We start from the raw sequence: 19,351 nt of genomic DNA on the forward strand, positions 1-19,351 counted from the left end.
TCTGTCATCTGTTGTGAGGAGTCTGTCCGATGTCAACTGTCCGTACGATGCGCCGTCTCGGGGCCGTGAGCGTCGCCGCGATCGCCGCGACGATCGCCTTCGCGGGCCCCGCGTCCGCCCACGCCGAGGTCACGGCCTCCAACCCGCAGGCGCTGGCCAAGGACGTCGTCCTCACCTTCACCGGCGAGGCCGAGTCGGAGTCCGGCGGCTTCACCGACGTGCGCGTGGTGCTGCCCGAGGGCATCGCGCCAGGCGACGTCACGCTGGACGAGGCGCCCAAGGACTGGAAGATGAAGCCCACGAAGGACGGCTACACCCTCAGCGGGCCGAAGCTGGCCGTGGGGACGAACGCCGTACACAAGATCAAGGTGCGGCAGCTGCCCGACGCGAAGTCGCTGGCGTTCAAGACCATCGAGACCTACAGCGACGGCAAGGTCTCGCGGTGGATCGAACTGCCCGGCGACGGCCCGGAACCGGAGGAGCCCGCGCCGGTCCTCGAACTGAAGGCGGCGGCCGCCGGAGCCAAGCCGTCGGCGTCCTCGGCCCCTCCGTCGAAGGACGCCGACAAGACGTCCGACCAGACATCGAACAAGGCGTCCGGCGAGAGCGACAAGAAGGAGGAGAAGGCGGACGAGGAGAAGGACAGCAACTCGGGCGCCGCGACCGCGATCGGCATCAGCATCGGCGTCCTGATCGTCGCGGGCGCGGGCCTGTGGGTGTTCAAACAGCGCCGCTCGGCCTGACCGGGACAGCCCCCGGGGCGACTCGGGGGCTACGCGTTCTTCTTGAAGCAGAGGACGAACGGCTCGGCGTCGCCGCCGGTCTGGGTGAGGGAGCCCGTCGCACTGGGTGCGTCCTGACAGGCGAAGGTGTCCACCATCGCGCCCTTGTCCACCTTCACCACCCGGTACCCGGCGTCCGCGTCGCCGCAGTCGCGCTTCTCCACGTTCTGGTCGTCCTTGGGCCCGCTCTTCGTGAAGCAATCGCCCGCCTTCAAGGTGCTGGCCTCGGTGTCCGAGAGGGACGGACCGAAGAACTGCAACACCAGCGCGCCCACCAGAGCGAGGAGCATCGCCAGGAACACCCAGCGGTTGCGCTTCATGCGGCGCTCATCCGCTTCCGTCTGGGGGAGATAGGACAAGTGCGAAAGCTCGGGCACGGGTGAAGAACCTCTGGGTGGCGTGGCAGGTGCATGGACCACGCATGGGCGCGGGGTGCTGACCTTAGCAATCAGGGCCCGTGAGCTGCTTGTAGAAGAAGCTGCAGTCCTCCAGGGAGCCGCCGGGGTCCGCGGCGTAGTCGGGGACGACGCCGTAGCGGGTCCAGCCGTCGGCGAGGTAGACGCCTTCGGCCCGGCTGCCGGTGACGGTGTCCAGCATCAAGAGGGTGACGCCGGAGGCGCGGGCGGCCGCCTCAGCGGTGTCCAGCAGCGCCCGGGCCAGGCCCCGGCCGCGCGCGGCGCGGTGGACGGCCAGCTTGATGACCTCGGCGCGGTGCCGTGCGTTGGGCTTGCGGGCCAGGGCCAGGCTGACGGTGCCGACGATGCCGCCCGCGCCCTCCGGGTCGCGGCAGACCCAGACGCGCAGGCTGCCGTCGGCCACCGCCGGGGCCTGGGCGTGCCACCACGCGGCGGCGTCCTCGTGGCCGAAGGGGGTCAGGAACCCCATCGAGGCGCCGTCGTCGACGGCGTCGGCCAGCACCTCGGCGAGGCCCTTGACGCTGTCCGGGAACGTCTCGGAGGACAGGAGGTCTATCGGGGGCATGGCGGGCTTCCTCTCCCGGAACCGGCGGCGCGTCCGGCGCGACGACGCGACTGACCGCCGCATCATCCCAACTCAGCCGCGCGCGGGTGGGAAGGACCCCGGAGAGGGCACAAAGAGGGCCGCCACCCGGAGCGATGTCCGGGCGGCGGCCGGGGGGGCGGAGGCGGAGGGCTCAGATGGTGAGCAGCCGCTCCAGAACGTTGCGGTAGCCGCGCATGGCCAGGCGCAGCTCCTCCGTCTCCGCGTTGCCCGCGGCGCCTTCGTGCCAGGCGGCGCGGAGGGTGTGGCGGCGTTCGGCGAGGAGGTCGACCAGCCGGGCCGAGATCTCTTCGAGGAGAGCGTCCGCCTCTTCCACCGAGCCGCGCGGAGCGTCGACGAAGCCGCTGACCGCGTACCGCAGGCGCTGGTTCAGCTTGTCGTGCTCGCTCGTCGGCAGGACGGGGAAGCTGGGGCCGTCCGGGGTGCCCGTCGTCTCCGTACCGCCCATCGCCCCACCGAGGGGCGGTACTTCGTGCTTCTCCAGGCCGTGGCGGCGGTGGCCGTTGTTGTGCTCGGGGCCGTGGTCCGCCTCCAGGCCCTGCTGGCTCCACTCCGGCCCGCGGTCCGCCGCCGGGCCACGGCTCGCCGCCGGACCACGGTCCGCCGCCGGGCCACGGTCCGCCGCCGGGCCACGGTCCGCCGCCGGACCGAGGTCGGCCTCCACGCCGCTGGGGACGTCCGGGCCACGGTTCGCCGCCGGGCCGCGACGGCCATCCGGGCCGCGATGGATTTCCGGGTCCGGGTTCCGCTCCGGGACGTTGTCCGTCATCGCGCACCCGCCTTCCCGATGTGCCAGCCGTGGGACTTCCGGGTTCGGGTTCGACCGGTCCTCCCGGCCTTCCCCAGCATCCCGCCGTGCCCCTCGTGCCCGTCGGACGCGTGATGGGGCGGCTTCACCAGCTCCTCGAAGAACGGCCGGGCGTGCACCACGGCCTCGCGCAGCTCCTCGGTGTCGGCCCGGCCCTCACGGGCGCGGGCGGCCGCGACGTGGAGCTGTCGGTAGCCCTGCACACAGTCCGCGTGGTGCACGGACAGGGCCGCCACCTGCTCCTCGTACCGGTCCGACGGATAGCCGCGGTCCCGCGCGAGACGGGCGAGCAGCTGGTCGGCCCCGGCCACCGCGTGCTCCGGGGATTCGATGAACTGCTCCTGGGTGCCCACCCATTCGGCCAGGTAGCGCTCGCGCAGCTCGCCGGGGAGGGGTTCGGTCTTGAGATCGCGGTACCGTCGCAGCCGGTCGTCGAGTTCGCGCTCCGCCGCCTTGGTGTCGCCCGCGTGCTCGGCGACGTTCAGGTCGTACTCGGGCCCGAAGTGGCGTCGCAGAGCATTCTTCCTGCCGCTCCCACGCGCACGTACGATGCCCGCGGCGAGCACGGTCGCCAGGACGACCGCAGCGGCAACCACGATGATGATCGCGCCAGTTGACATGGTCTGCTTCTGCCTTCCCGCAGGTGCCCCCCTGTTCGGGGGCTCTACGACGCCGGGTTGCCCGCTCCCCCGCACTCAAACTGCGTCACATCGCGATGCGCTCGGCGACCGGCGGATGCCAGGATGCCGCTCATGCTCCGTACGCCCGAGGCGCCGAACGCCGTCAGCCCGCCCTGGACCGTCGCCGCACGGCCCGTCACCGACCCGGTCGCGGCCACGCTGCTGCGCGAGTACATGACCGATGTGGCCGACCGCTACTACCGGCTCCACGAGGGACGCGACGCGACGTCCGAGGAGGTCGAGCGGGCGCTGCGGGAGATGCCCAGCGACGACCTGACCCCGCCGGACGGTGTGCTGCTGGTGGCGCGTCACGACGGCGAGGTGGCCGGGTGCGCGGGGCTGCGGCGGCGGGGCTCCCCAGAGCGCCGCACCGGGGAGCTGAAGCGGGTGTTCCTGCGCCCCGGCAAGCGCGGACTCGGCGGGGGCGCCGCGCTGCTCGCGGCCGTCGAGAGCGCCGCGGGGCGCCTGGGCGTCGTACGGATCGTGCTGGACACCCGGCGCGACCTGGTTGAGGCGCGGGCGCTGTACGCACGCCACGGGTACCGGGACGTACCGGCGTTCAGCGAGGGGCCGTACGCCGAAGTGTGGATGGCCAAGGACCTCATCTGAACGACGCCGTACGACTCACCCCGGCGGCTCCCGGCGCCAGGGCCGCTCCGCGTCGCAGCCGCACATCTCCCGCGACAGCTCGTCCACCAGCTCGACCAGATCCGTCGGCCGGTCCGGTGACCACCAGTCGCCCAGCAGCTCGGCCAGCGACGCCTCGCGCGCGCGGAAGAGCCGGTCCGCGACCTCCCGGCCCCTGGGGGTCAGGGTCAGGTCGAGCCCGTAGCGCGCGCCCAGCCCGCGTTCCTCGATCTGGCGCGCCGCGCCGGTGATGGCCCGCAGCGGTACGGGCGTGCGCTCGGCCAGGACGGCGGGTTCGACCGAGCCGTAGTGGCGGATGCGCAGCAGCATCCAGCTGGCGGCCGGGAGCAGATCGAGCCCGGCCCGCGCGGTGATGTCGACGTAGATCCTGCGGCGGCCCTCGCGGCTGCCCAGCAGCGACAGGGCTCGCGCGCATTCGTCGTACGAGGAGCGTTCGACGGGGTTGCTGGCCAGTATCTCGCCGCCCTCCGGCGCGGTGACGCTCGCCCTCAGCGGCTCCTCCCGCAGGAACCAGGCGAGGACGAAGGCGAGCAGCACGACCGGGACCGCGTACAGGAAGACATCGGTGATGGAGAGGGCGTACGCGTGCACCACCCCGGTCCGGTCCGCCGGTGGCAGCCGTGGGAGGGCGCGGGGGTCGGCGGCGAGCCCGGCGGGGGTGATGCCCGGTGGCAGCGGCCGCCCGGCGAGCGCGTCGGCGATCTTGGGGGTGAGGTTGCCCGCGAAGATCGAGCCGAAGACGGACACGCCGAAGGACGCGCCGATGGAGCGGAAGAAGGTGGCGCCGGAGGTGGCGACGCCCAGGTCCTGGTAGCTCACCGAGTTCTGCACGATCAGCACCAGCACCTGGATGACCAGTCCGAGTCCACAGCCGAAGACGAAGAAGTAGGCGCTGGTCTCGACGACCCCGCTGGTCTCGCGCAGCTGGTGCAGGAGCAGCAGCCCGATGCCGGTGACGGCGGTGCCCAGGATCGGGAAGACCTTGTAGCGGCCGGTGCGGCTGACCAGTTCGCCGGAGACGGTGGAGCACAGCAGCATGCCGAGGACCATCGGCAGCATGTGGACACCGGAGAGGGTCGGCGAGACGCCCTGGACGACCTGGAGGAAGGTCGGCAGATAGATCATGCTGCCGAACATCGCGAAGCCGACGACGAAGCCGATCACCGCGCAGAGGGTGAAGGTGCGGCTGTGGAAGAGCTTCAGCGGCAGCACCGGTTCGGCGGCCCGCCGCTCCACGTGCACGAACGCGACCAGCAGGACGGCGCCGAGCGCCCCGAGCCCGAGGATCTGCCAGGACCCCCAGCCGAAGCTGACGCCGCCGAGCGAGGCCATCAGCACCAGGGTGGCGGCCACCCCGGCGATGAGGGCGGTGCCGAGGTAGTCGATGGTGTGGCGGGTGCGGCCGACCGGGATGTGCAGGACGGAGGCGATGACGAGGAGCGCGACGACGCCGACGGGGATGTTGATGTAGAACACCCAGCGCCAGCTGAGCTGGTCGACGAAGAGCCCGCCGAGCAGGGGCCCCAGCACACTGGTGCAGCTGAAGACGGCACCGAAGAGGCCCTGGTAGCGGCCGCGTTCACGGGGCGGGACGATGTCGCCGACGATGGCCATCGACAGCACGATCAGCCCGCCGCCGCCCAGCCCCTGGAGCCCGCGGAAGGCGATCAGCTGCCCCATGTCCTGGGCGAGCCCGCACAGCGCGGACCCGGCCAGGAAGATGACGATCGCGGCCTGGAAGAGCTTCTTGCGCCCGTACTGGTCGCCGAGCTTGCCCCACAGCGGGGTGGCGGCGGTGGAGGCGAGCAGATACGCGGTCACCACCCAGGACAGATGGTCGAGACCGCCGAGGTCGCTGACGATGGTCGGCAGCGCGGTGGAGACGATGGTCTGGTCGAGCGCCGCGAGCAACATGCCGAGCAGCAGCGCGCCGATGGCCACCAGGACCGTGCGCTTCGGCCCGCCCTCCTCGGGGCCCGGCACCACGGGGTCCGGGACCGGAGTCGGGCGACCGGCGTCCTGCGCCATGACGACTCCTCGGACTCCTCGGCTGCTCGCCCTCCCATCCTCACCCCAACGCGCCCTTTATGCCCTGTTACGGTCGGCCGGGCCGGTTCGTCCGTGACGTGACCCGCACCTCCCCTGACGACGAACGCATGCGCGGAAGCCGATCAGATGCGCATAATCGCAGCGAAATACAGGGAGGGAAATTACGTGACGGCAGATTCCTGCCCGCACTGCTACGCGCCGATCCGCGCGGGCCGAGCCAGCTGTGCGTGCGCCGCACGCGCCACCGCGGCGGGCCCGGCGACCGGGCCCGTGACCGGCGACATCAGTGCGCAGACCACCGACGACCAGACGACCGACGCCCGGGCGACCGGCGGACGGGCGCACCGCGGACGGACGAACGGCGGACGGGCGCACCGCGCCTCGCAGGCCGACGGCCAGCCGCGCGCCGTCCGTCCGTACCTGAGGCTCTCCGGCGACCGCTCGGGCGGGCCCCGTCCGCGCGACGTCGGGAAGTTCTTCCGCAAGGCGAAGGGCGAAGCGGAAGCCGCCCCGGCGGAAACCGCCACAACGGAAGCCGCCACAGCGGAACCCGGACCGCCGCACGGCCAGGAGCCCGGGCCCCAGTCGGGGCCGCGGCCGGGGCCGCAGCCCGGACCGCTGTCCGTGGCGCGGCACGGCGCGGAGGGGAACGCCGCCGACGAGACCCAGGTGATCGACCGCATCGCGCCCATCACCCCGGTCGACCGCGTCACCCCCGGAGGGCCCGTCGACCGCACCCGGGTGATCGACCGCATCACCGCGGCGGGCCGCCGCGACAGCGACGCACCGGGAGCCGTCGAGGCAGCCGCCGTCAAGGGAGAGGGGCACGGCGGCGGGACCGATCGGCCCCACGACGAGACCCTCAGCAGCGCCGACGACGGCGGACGTCACCGCAAGAACCGCCGCAAGCCCGTCGCCACGGCGGTCGCGGGGGCCGCCGCGGTGGTCGTGGCCGGAACGCTGGCCTTCACCACCGGCCTGCTCGGCGGGAACAGGGACAGCAACAAGCGCGGCGACGGCGCGCTCGCCGATACGCAGACCAGCGCCCCGGACCTGCCGCCGGCGGAGGACGAGGGCGCCACCCCGCCCCACAGCTCCCCGCCGGCCAAGAAGAAGAAGCCCAGCGCCACGCCGTCCCCCGCGAAGCCGCCGAGCACGAGCCGGAGCCAGGACCGGGTGGCACCCCCGGCGCCGCGCACGCCCGCGGCGCCGCCCACGACCAGTCGCCCGACCACCCCGTCGACGCCGGACGACCCCGGCACGCCCAGCACGCCCAGCACGCCGGAGAAGACGAAGCAGCCGACCAAGCCGCCGACCAGTGAGCCCCCGAAGACCCCCGAGCCCTCGGGCCCGCCGGTGCTCAGCGAGGGTGACAGCGGGGCCGAGGTCACCGAGCTGCAGAAGCGGCTGACCCAGCTGCTGATGTACATCGGCATCGCGGACGGTAAGTACGACGACGGGCTGAAGGACGCGGTCGCGGCGTACCAGGACCGGTACGACATCGAGGATGACCCGGAGGGCGTCTACGGCGAGAACACCCGCCTCGACCTCGAATCCCGGACCGACGAACCGTAGACGGAGAGGGGACGGAGAGGGGCGGGTGTCGAAAGACACCCCCGGCCCCTGGCGTACGGGCGGGCTGCTTTGTATCGTGGAGGAACAAAGTGGTTCCGCCCGTTTTCCCTGACCGGCGGGCGGAGCCACTTGTGTTCTTTCGGCCTGCCCGTCTCCTGCGCCCCTGGAGTCCCCATGCCGCTCACCGCCCGCGCCCTGCTGCTCGACATGGACGGCACGCTGGTGAACTCGGACGCCGTGGTCGAGCGCTACTGGCGGATCTGGGCCACCGAACAGGGACTGGACCCGGCGGAGGTGCTCCAGGTGGTCCACGGCCGCCAGGCGCACGCCACCATGGCGGCGCTGCTGCCGGACCGGCCCGTGGAACAGAACCTGGCCGACAACCGGTGGATGCTCGAACGGGAGACCACCGACCTCGACGGCGTCGTACCGATCTCCGGCGCACCCGCCTTCATGGCCTCGCTCGCCGGTCTGCCGCACGCCCTCGTCACCTCGGCCGACGACGGCCTGGCCCGGGCCAGGATGGGCGCGGCCGGACTGCCGCTGCCCACCGTCCTGGTGACGGCGGAGCGGGTCGGAGCGAGCAAGCCGGACCCGGAGGGCTTCCTGAAGGGCGCCGCCGAACTGGGCTTCGCGCCGCGGGACTGCGTGGTCTTCGAGGACTCGGAGGTCGGCATCGCGGCGGGCCGGGCGGCCGGGATGCGCGTGGTCGGCGTCGGCCCGCGGGCCGCGGCCCACGCACCGGACGCCCACGTACGGGACCTGGCGCGGCTGCGGGTCGAGGCGCTGCCCGGCGACGACGGCCTGCGGCTGCACATCGCGGACTGAGCGCGGCCCGCGCCCGCGCACGGGACCGGGCCGCTCACACCGCTCAGCCTTCGCGCGCCGCCTAAGCCGCCACGGCCTCGTACAGGCTGAAGCCGCCCAGCGCCAGCATCACCAGCGCCGCGATCTTCGTGATCAGCCGCAGCGGTACGTACTTCATCAGGGTGCGGCCTCCCAGGATGCCCAGCGCCGCGACCGACCACAGGGCCAGCACCGCGCCCACGCCGACCGACACCGGATCCTCGTAGCGGGCGGCGAGGTTGGCGGTCATGATCTGGGTGAGATCGCCGAACTCGGCGACCAGGATCAGCGTGAAGCCCGCCCCGGCGACCTTCCAGAACGACTGGTCGGCGGGCTTGCTGATCTCCTCCTCGTCCTCGTCCTTCTTCAGCAGCAGCATCGCCGCGCCGCCGAGGAAGAGCAGGCCGACGATCGTCTGGAGCAGCCGGTGCGGCAGCAGCCCGAGCACGCTGCCCGCCGCGATGGCGATCCCGACGTGGACGGCGAAGGCGGCGGCGACGCCCGCGAAGACGTACGAGGCGCGGTAGCGGGTGCCGAGCATCAGCCCGGCCAGGGCGGTCTTGTCGGGCAGCTCGGCGAGGAAGACGACGCCGAAGACCACGGCGGCGACGGTGAAGCTGAACACGGGCTGGATACCTCATAGGGTCGGGCCGCACCGAGGGGCCCAGGGAGAGGGGTCGCTTCGGCACGGCAGCGTCGGACACTGCGGCCGAAGGTCTCGCTGGCGTACGCGACCCGCCCGATGCGGCGGTGGCCTCGTACGCTCCGGGCGCCGGCCCACACCTCAAGGGGGCGGGCAGTATGTCGACGGTCCGGCGAGGAGCTACTCCCCTTCTGCTGCCGACCAGCCTACGGGACGCCTCCGGCGCGGCCGCCCGCGGGTCCGCCACCAGGTACGACCGAGGGGGCGGGGCGGGGGCGGAACGGTGGCACACGGCCCCGCCGCGGCGGGCGACGGCGGCGCCGGAGCGCAACCGCCACCCCTCCACTTGCGGAAGCCCCTTGCGTTGACATGACCGCGTCGCCACTCTGTTACCTGGCGCCCGCCCCACCGACACCTGGCGCCACCACGATGGCCGCGTTGCCGTGGCCAACGACCCCCCACTCCTAGGGAGTTCGCATGTCGCACATGCATGACCGCCGACGCGTCTACGCGCGTCGCGCCGCCGTCTTCGGCGGGTTCGCCGGACTGCTGGGCACGCTGGTACTCAGCGGACCCTCCGCCCAGGCGGCCCCGCCCACTCCGCCGAGCGCCGCCACGGCCCGCACCCAGCTGGCCGCGCTGACGGTCAAGGCCGAGGGGTCGTCCGACGGTTACAGCCGGGACAAGTTCCCGCACTGGATCACCCAGAGCGGCGCCTGCAACACCCGCGAGGTAGTCCTCAAGCGCGACGGTACGAACGTCCAGACCGACTCCAGCTGCGCCGCCACCAGCGGCACCTGGAAGTCCGCGTACGACGGCGAGTCCTGGACCGCCGCCTCCGACGTGGACATCGACCACGTCATCCCGCTCTCCGAGGCCTGGAAGTCCGGCGCCAGCAGCTGGACCACCGCCCAGCGCCAGGCCCTCGCCAACGACCTGACCCACTCGCAGCTGATAGCCGTGACGGACAACGTCAACCAGGCCAAGGGCGACAAGGACCCTGCCAAGTGGCTGCCGCCGCTGTCCTCGTACCACTGCATGTACGCGCGCATGTGGGTCTCGGTGAAGTCCACCTACAAGCTCAGCGTCGACTCGGCGGAGAAGTCCGCGCTGAGCGGCATCCTGAACAGCTGCTGATCAGCTGACCACCCAGCGGAACCGCGACGCCGCCTCCGTCGTTCCGTACCGTACGACGCGTACGGAACGCGGAGCGACGGAGGAGGGCCGGATGGCCGGGCTGCGCCTGGGACCACTGCTGCGGCACGTGGACTGGGAGACGGGGACGGACGCGACCGTCTGGGTGGAGGCCGACCGGCCCTGCGAGGCCGAGGTGCGCTGCGCCGACGGCGCGGGCGGCACGGCCCGCACCTGGCAGATCGCCGGGCATCACTACGCGCTGATCCCGGTCACCGGGCTGCGGCCGGGCGGTGAGACGGCGTACCGGGTGCTGCTGGACGGCGAGCAGGTGTGGCCGCTGCCGGACTCCCGCTTCCCGGATTCCACGATCCGTACGCCCGAGGTGTCCGCCACCGGATCCGGCGGCCGCACGCCCGATGCGTCCGCCACGTCCGCCGCCGCGTCCGGCGTCCCGAGCGAGCCCGTCCGCGTCGCCTTCGGCTCCTGCCGGTGGGCCGCGCCGCCGTCCGACGCCTCGCACGACCCGGTGGGCCCCGACGCGCTGGACACCCTCGCGCACACCCTCGCCACCTCGCCCGACGCCCCGCGCCCGGATGTGCTCGTCCTGCTGGGCGACCAGGTGTACGCGGACGAGACGTCCGCCGAGACCCGCCGCTGGATCGCCGCCCGCCGCGATCTGTCGGAGCCGCCGGGCGACCAGGTCGCGGACTACGAGGAATACACGCGGCTGTACTACGAGTCCTGGCTCGACCCCGAGGTGCGGTGGCTGCTGTCCACCGTGCCCAGTTGCATGATCTTCGACGACCACGACGTGATAGATGACTGGAACACCAGCGAGGCGTGGCTGAACCGGATGCGCACCACCCCGTGGTGGCGCGAGCGCATCCTGAGCGGCCTGATGTCGTACTGGGTGCACCAGCACCTGGGCAACCTCTCTCCGGCCGAACTCGCCGCCGACGGCCTGTTCGCGGCGGTGCGGGACACGGAGGACGGCACGGAGGCGCTGCGGGCCTTCGCCTCCCGGGCCGACGCCGACCCCTCGTACACCCGGTGGAGCTACCGCCGCGACTTCGGCCCGGTGCGGCTGCTGATGGTCGACACGCGCGGCGCGCGGGTGCTGGGCGAGGGCGCGCGGGCGATGGTGGAGGACAAGGAGCTGGCCTGGGTGCGGCAGCAGGCCCTGGACGGGGCCGGGTCGTACGACCACCTCCTCATCGGCACCTCGCTGCCCTGGCTGCTGCCGCACTTCGTCCACGACGTGGAGGCGTGGAACGCCTCGGTGTGCGGCGGGCGGCGCGGGGCGCGCTGGGCGCGGATCGGCGAGGACCTGCGGCAGCGCGGCGACTTGGAGCACTGGGCCGCCTTCCCCGAGTCCTTCGACGCCCTGACCGATCTGATCGCCGAGGTCGGTGAGGGGCCGGACGCACCGGCGACGATCAGCGTGCTGTCGGGCGATGTGCACCACGCGTACATCGCCGAACCGGACTGGTCCCGCTGGCCGCGCCGCCCGGTCAGCGAGGTCCGCCAGCTGACCTGCTCCCCGGTGCACAACAGCATCCACGCCTCGATCCGCGTCGGCTTCCGCTTCGGCTGGAGCCGGGCGGGCCGCGCCCTGGGCCGCTTCTTCACCCGCCACGGCCGCGTCCCGAAGCCGCGGCTGAGCTGGCGCAAGACCGGCGGCCCCTGGTTCGGCAACCAGCTGATGACCCTGACGCTCCAGGGCAGAAGCGCGCGGCTGCGCCTGGACCAGGCCGTCCAGACGGCCGATGCCCCCGAACCGCGCCTGACCACCCCGCTGCGGACGTCCTGGCCCTAAGAGCCCGCGCGGGCGCCGCCGGAGTGATACAGGACACAACGGAGGGGGACGTTCCGGCCCGCGGGTGGAAACCCGGGGAGCGAACGGCATGATGGGCGAAATTCTGCGTCACATCTGCCCCGGGAGAAACACCTTGGCCGGAGACCCCCACGCCATAGCCATCGTCGGGGCCGGTCCCCGCGGCACCAGCGTGCTGGAGCGCCTCTGCGCCTCCGCGCCGGAGCTGACGCCCGGGACCCGGCTGACCGTGCACCTCGTGGACCCGTCCCCGCCGGGCGCGGGACGGGTGTGGCGGACGGCACAGCCGGGCGAGTTGCTGATGAACACCGTCGCCTCGCAGGTGACCCTGTTCACCGACGAGAGCGTCGAGTGCGACGGCCCGATACGGACCGGGCCCAGCCTGTACGAATGGGCCACCACGGGGGACGACGCACCCGCCCCTTCCCTCAGCCCCGACGACTATCCGAGCCGCGCCCTCTACGGCCGCTACCTGGAGTGGGTGTTCGCCGAGGTCGTCCGCACCGCCCCGGACACCGTCACCGTCCGCCCCCACCCGGCCCGCGCCATCGGCCTGCGGGAGGCGGCGGACGGCACCCAGAGCCTGGCCCTCGACGACGGCACGCGCCTCGGTGGACTGCGCGCCGTCGTTCTGGCCCAGGGTCATCTGCCCCGCACCCCTGACGAGACGGAGCGGCGGCTCGGTGCCCACGCGGCCCGGTACGGGCTGCGCTACTACCCGCCCGCCAACCCCGCCGATGTCGACTTGTCGCTCATCGCGCCCGGTGAGCCGGTGCTGCTCCGCGGCCTCGGCCTCAACTTCTTCGACCACATGGCGCTGCTCACCGAGGGCCGCGGCGGTTCGTTCACCCGCGCACCGGAGACGGCCGCCGCCAACGGGCTGGTCTACCACCGCTCGGGCCGCGAACCACGGCTGTTCGCGGGCTCGCGCCGCGGCATTCCGTACCACGCGCGCGGCGACAACGCGAAGGGCGCGCACGGCCGCCACACCCCGCTGCTGCTGACCCCGGACGTCCTCGGCGGCTTCCGCAAGCGGGCGGAATCCGGCGATCCGCCGGACTTCCTCACGGAGGTGTGGCCGCTGGTGGCGAAGGAGGCCGAAACCGTCTACTACGAAGCCCTGCTGGCCCGCCAAGCCCCGGGCACCCCACCACACTTCCGGCGTCACTTTTTGGCCACTTCCCACGGCTCCCCCGAAGAGGCCGACGTCCTGCTGGCGTTCGGTATCCCGGCAACCGGGCGCTGGTGCTGGGAAACGATCTCCCAGCCCCACCGCGAACAAAAGTTCACCACGCGTGACGCCTTCCGGCGGTGGCTGCTGGCCTACGCGCGCGCGGACGCGACCCACGCGCGGCTCGGAAATGTGGCCGGTCCGGTCAAAGCCGCGCTCGACGTCCTGCGCGATCTCCGCAACGAGGTGCGGCAGATCGTCGACCACGGCGGGCTCACCGGGTCCTCGCGGCAGACCCATCTCGACCGCTGGTACACCCCGCTGAACGCGTTCCTGTCGATCGGCCCGCCGCGCCGCCGCATCGAGGAGATGGCCGCGCTGATCGAGGCGGGGGTGCTGGAGATCCTCGGTCCGGGTCTGGACGTCACGTCCAAAACACCTGATGGGCCGTCAGGTCAATCCGGCTTCGTCGCCCGCTCGACCCTCGTCCCCGGCCCTCCGGTGATCGCCCGGACCCTGATCGAGGCGCGGCTTCCGGAACCGGATCTGCGCCGCACCGCCGACCCGCTGCTGAACGAACTGCTCCACTCCGGGCAGTGCCGTCCCCACCGGGTGGAGGGCTACGAGACGGGCGGACTGGACGTCACCCCGGCCCCCTTCCGGATCGTGGACGCCCGGGGACGGCCGCATCCGCGCAGGTTCGCGATCGGCGTGCCGACCGAAGGCGTCCACTGGGTGACGGCGGCGGGGGCGCGCCCCGGCGTGAATTCGGTCACCCTGTGCGACACGGACGCGGTGGCGCGGGCCGCGCTACGCCTCGTCACACCACCCGAACCGCAGTGGAAAACCGCGCCGATGTGCGCCGTTGGGCTCTGAGGAGCAGCCGCCGGCACGATCCCGAAGGCCCTTCCAGGGCCCTCATATTGGCAGGTTCTTGAACTTGCAACAAAAGATGAGGGGAACCTAACCTGTCGGTTCCGCTGTTTCTCCGTCCCCAGGAACAAGGAGCAACTCCCTCATGTCTCCCGACACTTCCCCCCGATCACTCGACGGCCTGCTGGATAGCGGCAGACCGTATGCCCTCTCCCTCTTCCGGATCGTCGTCGGCCTGCTCTTCTTCTGTCACGGCGCCTCCTCGCTGCTCGGCTGGATGGGCGGCGCGATGGGCACCGGCAAGACCCTCGAGGCGGGCACCTGGCCCGGCTGGTACGCCGCGGTGATCCAGCTCGTCGGCGGCGCCCTGGTGATGCTCGGCCTCGGCACCCGCGTCGCCGCGTTCATCTCCTCGGGCTCGATGGCCTACGCGTACTTCCACGAGCACCAGCCGGAGAAGCTGTGGCCGCTCCAGAACGGCGGCGAGGCCTCGGCCATGTTCTGCTGGGCGTTCCTGCTCCTCGTCTTCACCGGCCCGGGCCCCTGGGCACTGGACCGGATCTTCGGCGCGTCGCGTACGTCCTCGGCGGCGCCCGAACCGCGGCGACAGCCGAGCGCGGTCTGACCGACGGGTCGCCGTAACACGACCGTGAACTTGCGGTGAATCGCGCCATGCGGGGCAACGTGCCCCGCATGGCGTGATTCGAACAACATCGTCACCCCTTACCGGTATCCTCGGCCGCCACAGGCGTACGCTGTATGGCTGTACAGGCCGCTCCCGCCCGCTCCCCGCGGACGAGGACGCGGCGGCGGGGGAACGGGATCGGGAGAAGAACGTTGTTGGAACATTTGGGGTCGCTGACCAACACCCCATGGATCTACGCAGTCATCGCGCTCTCGGTCCTGCTCGATGTCTTCCTGCCCGTCCTGCCGAGCGGCTTCCTCGTCATCACGGCCGCCACAGCCGCCGCCGGAACCACCGTCGACCCGGTCGGCGTGGTGCGCCAGGCGGACGCGGCCGACTTCCCCGAGATGTTCGCCCTGCTGCTGTGCGCGGCGACCGCGTCCGTCCTCGGCGACATGGTCGCCTACCGGCTGGCCTGGCGCGGGAGCGACCGGCTCGACCGGGCCATCGCCCGCTCCCGCCGACTCACCTCGGCCCAGGAGAAGTTGGGCACCGCGCTGGTGCGGGGCGGCGGACCGCTCGTCGTCATAGCGCGTTTCGCCCCCGCCGGACGGTCGGTCGTCAGCCTGAGCGCGGGCGCGGCACACCGTCGGGTGACGGAATTCCTGCCCTGGTCGGTGGTGGCCGGTCTGGCCTGGGCCGCCTACAGCGTGGCGCTCGGTTACGTCGGCGGCCAGTGGCTCGGCGCCAGCTGGCTGGGCACGGCGGTGTCGGTCCTCGCGCTGTTCGCCGCGGGCGCGGGCGCGGCGTATGTGATGAAGCGTCCGGCCGAGGACGAGGCCGGGCAGCTCGCGGCCCCGGTGGCCACGGTCCCGGCTCCCTAGGCCGGGTAGGTCCGTAGGCCGTAGGGGCCACCCCTGCGGCCGATTACGGATCACCCGGGAATTGCCGTTACGGTCCTCCCCATGCGACTCATGCGTCCCATGCGTCACTTCGTCCTCCCGGCCCTCGCGTGCTGAGCCGTGCCGCCGGGATGTTCGCGGCGTTCGTCGCCGGCCTCGCGCTGGTCATCGCCGCCATCCTCGTCGTACGGCAGATCATGACGCCCTCCGAGCCCAAGCTGCCCGTCATCCCGGACGCCCGGCGTCCGATCGTGGAGCGGGCGGCGAAGGTCTGCGCCCCGCTGAGCGTGCCGCTGCTGGCCGCGCAGATCCACGCGGAGAGCAATTGGCGGCCGGACGCGGACTCCGGACACGCCCAGGGCATCTCGCAGTTCGCCCCGGACACCTGGAAGGAGTGGGGGCGGGACGGCAACGGCGACGGCAAGGCCGACGTCTGGGAGCCCCGGGACGCGATCCCCTCGCAGGCGCGCTACATGTGCCATCTGTACGGCGTGGTCGAGGAGCTGCCCGGCAACCGGACCCGGCTCGCCCTGGCCGCGTACAACGCGGGACCCGGCGCGGTGCTCAGGGCGCGCGGCGTCCCGACCATCCACGAGACCCGCGGCTACGTCGACAAGATCATCAACACCCTGCTGCCCAAGTACCGGAAGAGCGAGACGATCTACCAGCGGAGCGAGGCGAAGCGCGATCGCGCCCGCACTGCCTCTCCGTCCGCCTCCGCCTCGCCCTCCCCGCGGCCTCCGTCCCCGCTCTCCGCGCTCTCCCCACGGGCTAACCGCCAGCGGCTATGAAGTCCTCCACGGCCCGGACGAGTTCCAGCGGCGTCTCGTCGGCGGGGTAATGCCCCGCCGACGCCAGCTCGACCAGGTCGGCGTTGGCGTACCAGCGCAGCCAGGTCTGGCGCATCACCTCGGCGGTGAGCGCCGGATCATGGGCGCCGACCACCACCCGCACCGGCAGCTCGGCGCCGTCCACGTCCTCGTGGAAGTCCTCCAGCGCCCAGGAGTCCAGCCACGCCCGGAACGCCTTGGCGTCGCTGTGCTCCAGCGAATGCCGCACCATCAGATCGAGCCAGGCGTCCGGATGGCGCCCGCCGGTGGTGAGGTCGATGATCGCGCGCCGGGACTCGGGCCGGTCGGCGGCCGACGCGAACAGCTCCCACTGCTCACCCTCCATCGGCACCCCGCTCGCCGGTACGGGGGCCACCCCGACCAGCCGCCGGACGCGGTGCGGGGCCGCCGCCAGCACGCGCTGGACGACGGCGCCGCCCATGGAGTGCCCGAGCAGCGAGAACCGCTCCCACTCCAAATGGTCGGCCAGCGCGAGCAGATCCCGGCCCGCCTCGCTGGTGGTGTAGGCGCCGGGGATGTCGCGGGCCTCCCCATAGCCGCGCAGATCGGGCAGTACGTAGGTGAAGGCGCGCCGGTCGATGTGCGGCAGCATCGCGGCGTAGGCGGCGCGGTCCGAGAACCAGCCGTGCACCGCCATGACGTGGTGCGGGCCTTCGCCGACGGTCTCGTACGGTGGAACAAGGGGTGGAACGAGCGGTCCCATGGCACCTCCGGTCCCAGTCGAATGCGGGCACGCGGCGCGCGCCCGCTGGTGGACAACGGTGGCCTCTCGCGCGGAAGTGGGCAAGCCCGGTGCGCATATGCGCTGGGCCTCACCCGTACGGGTCACCCATACGGCCCACCCTGACGGCTCACCCGTACGGCGGGCCGCCCGCGCCGGTCCGCGTGTCCGGCCGTACCCGCCGGGCGGTCCGTAGTGTCATGGCCGCTGTGGTGCGCGAGGGCGAGGACGAAGGCGGCGGCAGGACGCCCCGCACGCCCCTGCGCGGCACCGCCCTTCGCACCGCGGCCCCGGCCCTCGCCGTGGCCGCCTTCTACTACGGGGGCGCCCAGCTGGGTCTGTTGCAGGAGCTGGTACGCGGTCAGGTCACCCCGCTGTGGCCGCCGACCGGGATCGCCCTGGCCTGTCTGCTCCTGCTGGGCCCGCGCAGCTGGCCCGGGATCACCCTCGGCGCCCTCGCGGTCAACGCCCCCATCGGCCCCGCGCCCCTCCCCGTCCTCGCGATCGTCGCGGGCAACACCCTGGCCCCGCTGTGCGCGTATCTGCTGCTGCGGCGCGCGGGCTTCCGTACGGAGCTGAACCGGCTGCGGGACGCGCTCGCCCTGGTCTTCCTCGGCGCCCTGGCCGGAATGCTGATCAGCTCCACGCTGGGCACCGCCGTCCTCGTCCTCGCGGACGCCCTCCCGGCGAGCGCCTTCCGGCCCACCTGGTCGGTGTGGTGGACCGGGGACGCGATGGGCGTCCTGGTGGTCACGCCCCTGCTGCTGGCCGCCCGCCGGGCCCGGCTTCCGCGCGGCGTCTCCCCGTACCGCTGGCTGGAGGCGGCCGCGCTGCTCCTGGGCACGGCGGCCGTCATGCTGGTGGCCACCCGCTCGGCCGCCAGCCTGCTCTTCCTCGTCTTCCCCTTCCTCATCTGGGCCGCGCTCCGCTTCCAGCTCCCCGGCGCCGCGCCCTGCTCGCTCATCGTCACCGTCCTGGCGATCCAGGCCACGGCCGAGGGGGTCGGTCCCTTCGCGGGTCACTCGCTGCTGGCCCGGATGGTCACCCTCCAGGCCTTCAACGGCTCCACCACCCTGACCGCCCTGCTCCTCGCGGCGATCATCGCCGAGCGCGACCACACGCGGCGGCAGATCGAGCAGGTGTGCGTCCAACTCGCGGACGCCGTGGTGCGGCTGACCCCTGGTGAGCGGGAACCGGGCCGGTAGGTACGGCATCTAGCAGTCCGTACGCTCATACGCTGCCCGAGGGGACGGACCATGACCGCCACGCAGGCCACCCGCCACCTCTATCTGACCCGGCACGGCGAGGCGACCCCGGACGAGCACGCGCTGACGGACGACGGCCGCCGCCAGGCCGTCCTGCTCGGCAAGCGGCTCCGGAACGCCCCGCTGACCGCCCTCCACTACGGCCCGCTCCCCCGCGCCACCCAGACGGCGCACCTGATCGCCGCCCAGCTCAACGGCGTGCCCGCGCATGCGTGCGAGCCTGCCGGGGACTACGTCCCGCATACGCCGGAGCGCGGCGAACTACCGCCGGACGCCGCCGACTTGCTGCTCGACTTCGTCCACCGCGTCCCGGCGGACGAACGCGCCCACGGCCCACGGCTGGCCCAGGAGGCCCTGGAGCGCTTCACGGGCCCGGTGCCCGGCTCCGAGGACCGCCACGAACTGGTCGTCACCCACGCCTTCCTGATCGGCTGGCTCGTCCGCGCCGCGCTCGACGCACCGCCCTGGCGCTGGATGGGCCTGAACCACGACAACGCGGCCCTGACCGTGATCCGCTACCGCCCGGGCTTCCCCGCCTCCTTGCTCTTCTACAACGACACATCCCACCTGCCCGCGGTGTAACCAGCCGCCCAGGGAACGGGGCAGGGCGAGGCGTGCTCGGGATCCGGGCAGATGACGCGGGTCAGCGCCTCCCGCACCTCATCCACGCGCGAACGGCTGGTGCGCGCCAGCCCGACCCGGATCTCCCGCACCCACCGCTCCCCCGGATCGGCACCCGGATACTGGCACCGCCACTGATGCGGCAGCTCGTCGTACAGCTCACCGCGATCCGCGACCACCGTCAGCTCGTACGCCTCCGAGCCCTCGTCCAGCAGCCGACGGAACCCGTCGACGACTCGCGCGAGGTCGCCTTCGGTCGCGTACACCCCGATCCGGAGGACGAAGTCGTCCTCCGCGCCG

The 19,351-nt window shown here is 72.6% G+C and carries 20 protein-coding genes; 12 read left to right on the forward strand and 8 right to left on the reverse strand.

The genetic code is table 11. The features are described 5' to 3' along the window. Positions 1-29: 29 nt before the first annotated feature. Positions 30-743: a DUF1775 domain-containing protein gene (locus ACZ6CL_RS11405; RefSeq protein WP_468934221.1), complete on the forward strand. Its 714-nt coding sequence runs from the start codon at positions 30-32 to the stop codon at positions 741-743. Between the two features lie 29 nt (positions 744-772). Here the strand turns inward: ACZ6CL_RS11405 and ACZ6CL_RS11410 are convergent, their stop codons facing one another. The 4 genes from ACZ6CL_RS11410 to ACZ6CL_RS11425 all read right to left on the reverse strand — a co-directional run bounded on the left by ACZ6CL_RS11410 (position 773) and on the right by ACZ6CL_RS11425 (position 3,230). Beyond that, positions 773-1,102 (reverse strand): LppU/SCO3897 family protein, encoded by a 330-nt coding sequence (locus tag ACZ6CL_RS11410; protein ID WP_468934224.1) that lies wholly within the window; start codon positions 1,100-1,102, stop codon positions 773-775. 121 nt (positions 1,103-1,223) lie between these two features. Then, the gene (locus ACZ6CL_RS11415; protein ID WP_468934227.1) at positions 1,224-1,763 is read right to left on the reverse strand and encodes a GNAT family N-acetyltransferase; all 540 of its coding nucleotides are present in this window, start codon (positions 1,761-1,763) and stop codon (positions 1,224-1,226) included. 172 nt (positions 1,764-1,935) lie between these two features. Further along, positions 1,936-2,571: a hypothetical protein gene (locus ACZ6CL_RS11420; protein ID WP_468934230.1), complete on the reverse strand. Its 636-nt coding sequence runs from the start codon at positions 2,569-2,571 to the stop codon at positions 1,936-1,938. Then, positions 2,568-3,230, reverse strand: coding sequence for a hypothetical protein (locus ACZ6CL_RS11425; protein WP_468934233.1), 663 nt, complete (start codon positions 3,228-3,230; stop codon positions 2,568-2,570). Before ACZ6CL_RS11425 ends, ACZ6CL_RS11420 begins: the two co-directional genes overlap by 4 nt. Positions 3,231-3,362: 132 nt before the next feature. Between ACZ6CL_RS11425 and ACZ6CL_RS11430 the strand changes: the two genes are divergently transcribed. After that, positions 3,363-3,899 carry a GNAT family N-acetyltransferase gene (locus ACZ6CL_RS11430; protein ID WP_468934236.1) on the forward strand — a complete coding sequence of 179 codons (537 nt, stop codon included), beginning with the start codon at positions 3,363-3,365 and terminating at the stop codon, positions 3,897-3,899. 15 nt (positions 3,900-3,914) lie between these two features. On the opposite strand, the gene ACZ6CL_RS11435 is transcribed toward ACZ6CL_RS11430, so the two are convergent. Further along, positions 3,915-5,966 (reverse strand): DHA2 family efflux MFS transporter permease subunit, encoded by a 2,052-nt coding sequence (locus ACZ6CL_RS11435; protein ID WP_468934238.1) that lies wholly within the window; start codon positions 5,964-5,966, stop codon positions 3,915-3,917. Positions 5,967-6,152: 186 nt separating this feature from the next. Here ACZ6CL_RS11435 and ACZ6CL_RS11440 point away from each other — a divergent pair, with 186 nt between their 5' ends. After that, a complete protein-coding gene (locus ACZ6CL_RS11440) occupies positions 6,153-7,562 on the forward strand; it encodes a peptidoglycan-binding domain-containing protein (protein WP_468934241.1) in 1,410 nt (469 codons plus the stop codon). Between the two features lie 174 nt (positions 7,563-7,736). After that, on the forward strand, positions 7,737-8,390 hold the full coding sequence (locus tag ACZ6CL_RS11445) for an HAD-IA family hydrolase (protein WP_468934244.1): 654 nt from the start codon (positions 7,737-7,739) through the stop codon (positions 8,388-8,390). Between the two features lie 61 nt (positions 8,391-8,451). Here ACZ6CL_RS11445 and ACZ6CL_RS11450 read toward each other — a convergent pair whose 3' ends face one another. After that, positions 8,452-9,033, reverse strand: a complete 582-nt coding sequence (locus ACZ6CL_RS11450; protein WP_468934247.1) for a TMEM165/GDT1 family protein — start codon at positions 9,031-9,033, stop codon at positions 8,452-8,454. Between the two features lie 495 nt (positions 9,034-9,528). On the opposite strand from ACZ6CL_RS11450, the gene ACZ6CL_RS11455 reads away from it, so the two are divergent. The 6 genes from ACZ6CL_RS11455 to ACZ6CL_RS11480 all read left to right on the forward strand — a co-directional run bounded on the left by ACZ6CL_RS11455 (position 9,529) and on the right by ACZ6CL_RS11480 (position 16,384). Beyond that, positions 9,529-10,188: an HNH endonuclease family protein gene (locus ACZ6CL_RS11455; protein WP_468934250.1), complete on the forward strand. Its 660-nt coding sequence runs from the start codon at positions 9,529-9,531 to the stop codon at positions 10,186-10,188. 91 nt (positions 10,189-10,279) lie between these two features. Then, a complete protein-coding gene (locus ACZ6CL_RS11460; protein ID WP_468934252.1) occupies positions 10,280-12,004 on the forward strand; it encodes an alkaline phosphatase D family protein in 1,725 nt (574 codons plus the stop codon). An 88-nt stretch (positions 12,005-12,092) separates the two neighbouring features. Then, entirely contained in the window at positions 12,093-14,069 is a 1,977-nt protein-coding gene (locus tag ACZ6CL_RS11465; protein ID WP_468934255.1) for an FAD/NAD(P)-binding protein, read from the forward strand. A 142-nt stretch (positions 14,070-14,211) separates the two neighbouring features. Continuing rightward, positions 14,212-14,691: a DoxX family protein gene (locus ACZ6CL_RS11470; RefSeq protein WP_468934258.1), complete on the forward strand. Its 480-nt coding sequence runs from the start codon at positions 14,212-14,214 to the stop codon at positions 14,689-14,691. A 212-nt stretch (positions 14,692-14,903) separates the two neighbouring features. Continuing rightward, on the forward strand, positions 14,904-15,575 hold the full coding sequence (locus tag ACZ6CL_RS11475) for a DedA family protein (RefSeq protein WP_468934260.1): 672 nt from the start codon (positions 14,904-14,906) through the stop codon (positions 15,573-15,575). Between the two features lie 128 nt (positions 15,576-15,703). Continuing rightward, complete coding sequence (locus tag ACZ6CL_RS11480) at positions 15,704-16,384, forward strand: lytic transglycosylase domain-containing protein (protein WP_468934263.1); 681 nt, start codon at positions 15,704-15,706, stop codon at positions 16,382-16,384. Here the strand turns inward: ACZ6CL_RS11480 and ACZ6CL_RS11485 are convergent. Continuing rightward, a complete protein-coding gene (locus ACZ6CL_RS11485) occupies positions 16,365-17,147 on the reverse strand; it encodes an alpha/beta fold hydrolase (protein ID WP_468934265.1) in 783 nt (260 codons plus the stop codon). The two genes, ACZ6CL_RS11480 and ACZ6CL_RS11485, sit on opposite strands and share 20 nt — an antisense overlap. A gap of 218 nt (positions 17,148-17,365) precedes the next feature. Between ACZ6CL_RS11485 and ACZ6CL_RS11490 the strand changes: the two genes are divergently transcribed. After that, the gene (locus ACZ6CL_RS11490) at positions 17,366-18,370 is read left to right on the forward strand and encodes an MASE1 domain-containing protein (RefSeq protein WP_468934267.1); all 1,005 of its coding nucleotides are present in this window, start codon (positions 17,366-17,368) and stop codon (positions 18,368-18,370) included. A gap of 51 nt (positions 18,371-18,421) precedes the next feature. Then, positions 18,422-19,012 (forward strand): histidine phosphatase family protein, encoded by a 591-nt coding sequence (locus tag ACZ6CL_RS11495; RefSeq protein WP_468934270.1) that lies wholly within the window; start codon positions 18,422-18,424, stop codon positions 19,010-19,012. Here ACZ6CL_RS11495 and ACZ6CL_RS11500 read toward each other — a convergent pair. Continuing rightward, positions 18,979-19,317 (reverse strand): hypothetical protein, encoded by a 339-nt coding sequence (locus ACZ6CL_RS11500; protein ID WP_468934273.1) that lies wholly within the window; start codon positions 19,315-19,317, stop codon positions 18,979-18,981. The genes ACZ6CL_RS11495 and ACZ6CL_RS11500 overlap by 34 nt on opposite strands. Between the last annotated feature and the right edge of the window lie 34 nt (positions 19,318-19,351).

The sequence above is a fragment of the Streptomyces sp. NPDC041200 genome, assembly GCF_055591805.1.

Bases quoted from the DNA above. Each gene is read 5' to 3' on its own strand.
- ACZ6CL_RS11405 (WP_468934221.1), top strand. From the start codon at position 30: ATGTCAACTGTCCGTACGATGCGCCGTCTCGGGGCCGTGAGCGTCGCC.
- ACZ6CL_RS11410 (WP_468934224.1), bottom strand. From the start codon at position 1,102: ATGAAGCGCAACCGCTGGGTGTTCCTGGCGATGCTCCTCGCTCTGGTG.
- ACZ6CL_RS11415 (WP_468934227.1), bottom strand. From the start codon at position 1,763: ATGCCCCCGATAGACCTCCTGTCCTCCGAGACGTTCCCGGACAGCGTC.
- ACZ6CL_RS11420 (WP_468934230.1), bottom strand. From the start codon at position 2,571: ATGACGGACAACGTCCCGGAGCGGAACCCGGACCCGGAAATCCATCGC.
- ACZ6CL_RS11425 (WP_468934233.1), bottom strand. From the start codon at position 3,230: ATGTCAACTGGCGCGATCATCATCGTGGTTGCCGCTGCGGTCGTCCTG.
- ACZ6CL_RS11430 (WP_468934236.1), top strand. From the start codon at position 3,363: ATGCTCCGTACGCCCGAGGCGCCGAACGCCGTCAGCCCGCCCTGGACC.
- ACZ6CL_RS11435 (WP_468934238.1), bottom strand. From the start codon at position 5,966: ATGGCGCAGGACGCCGGTCGCCCGACTCCGGTCCCGGACCCCGTGGTG.
- ACZ6CL_RS11445 (WP_468934244.1), top strand. From the start codon at position 7,737: ATGCCGCTCACCGCCCGCGCCCTGCTGCTCGACATGGACGGCACGCTG.
- ACZ6CL_RS11455 (WP_468934250.1), top strand. From the start codon at position 9,529: ATGTCGCACATGCATGACCGCCGACGCGTCTACGCGCGTCGCGCCGCC.
- ACZ6CL_RS11460 (WP_468934252.1), top strand. From the start codon at position 10,280: ATGGCCGGGCTGCGCCTGGGACCACTGCTGCGGCACGTGGACTGGGAG.
- ACZ6CL_RS11465 (WP_468934255.1), top strand. From the start codon at position 12,093: ATGATGGGCGAAATTCTGCGTCACATCTGCCCCGGGAGAAACACCTTG.
- ACZ6CL_RS11470 (WP_468934258.1), top strand. From the start codon at position 14,212: ATGTCTCCCGACACTTCCCCCCGATCACTCGACGGCCTGCTGGATAGC.
- ACZ6CL_RS11485 (WP_468934265.1), bottom strand. From the start codon at position 17,147: ATGGGACCGCTCGTTCCACCCCTTGTTCCACCGTACGAGACCGTCGGC.
- ACZ6CL_RS11490 (WP_468934267.1), top strand. From the start codon at position 17,366: ATGGCCGCTGTGGTGCGCGAGGGCGAGGACGAAGGCGGCGGCAGGACG.
- ACZ6CL_RS11495 (WP_468934270.1), top strand. From the start codon at position 18,422: ATGACCGCCACGCAGGCCACCCGCCACCTCTATCTGACCCGGCACGGC.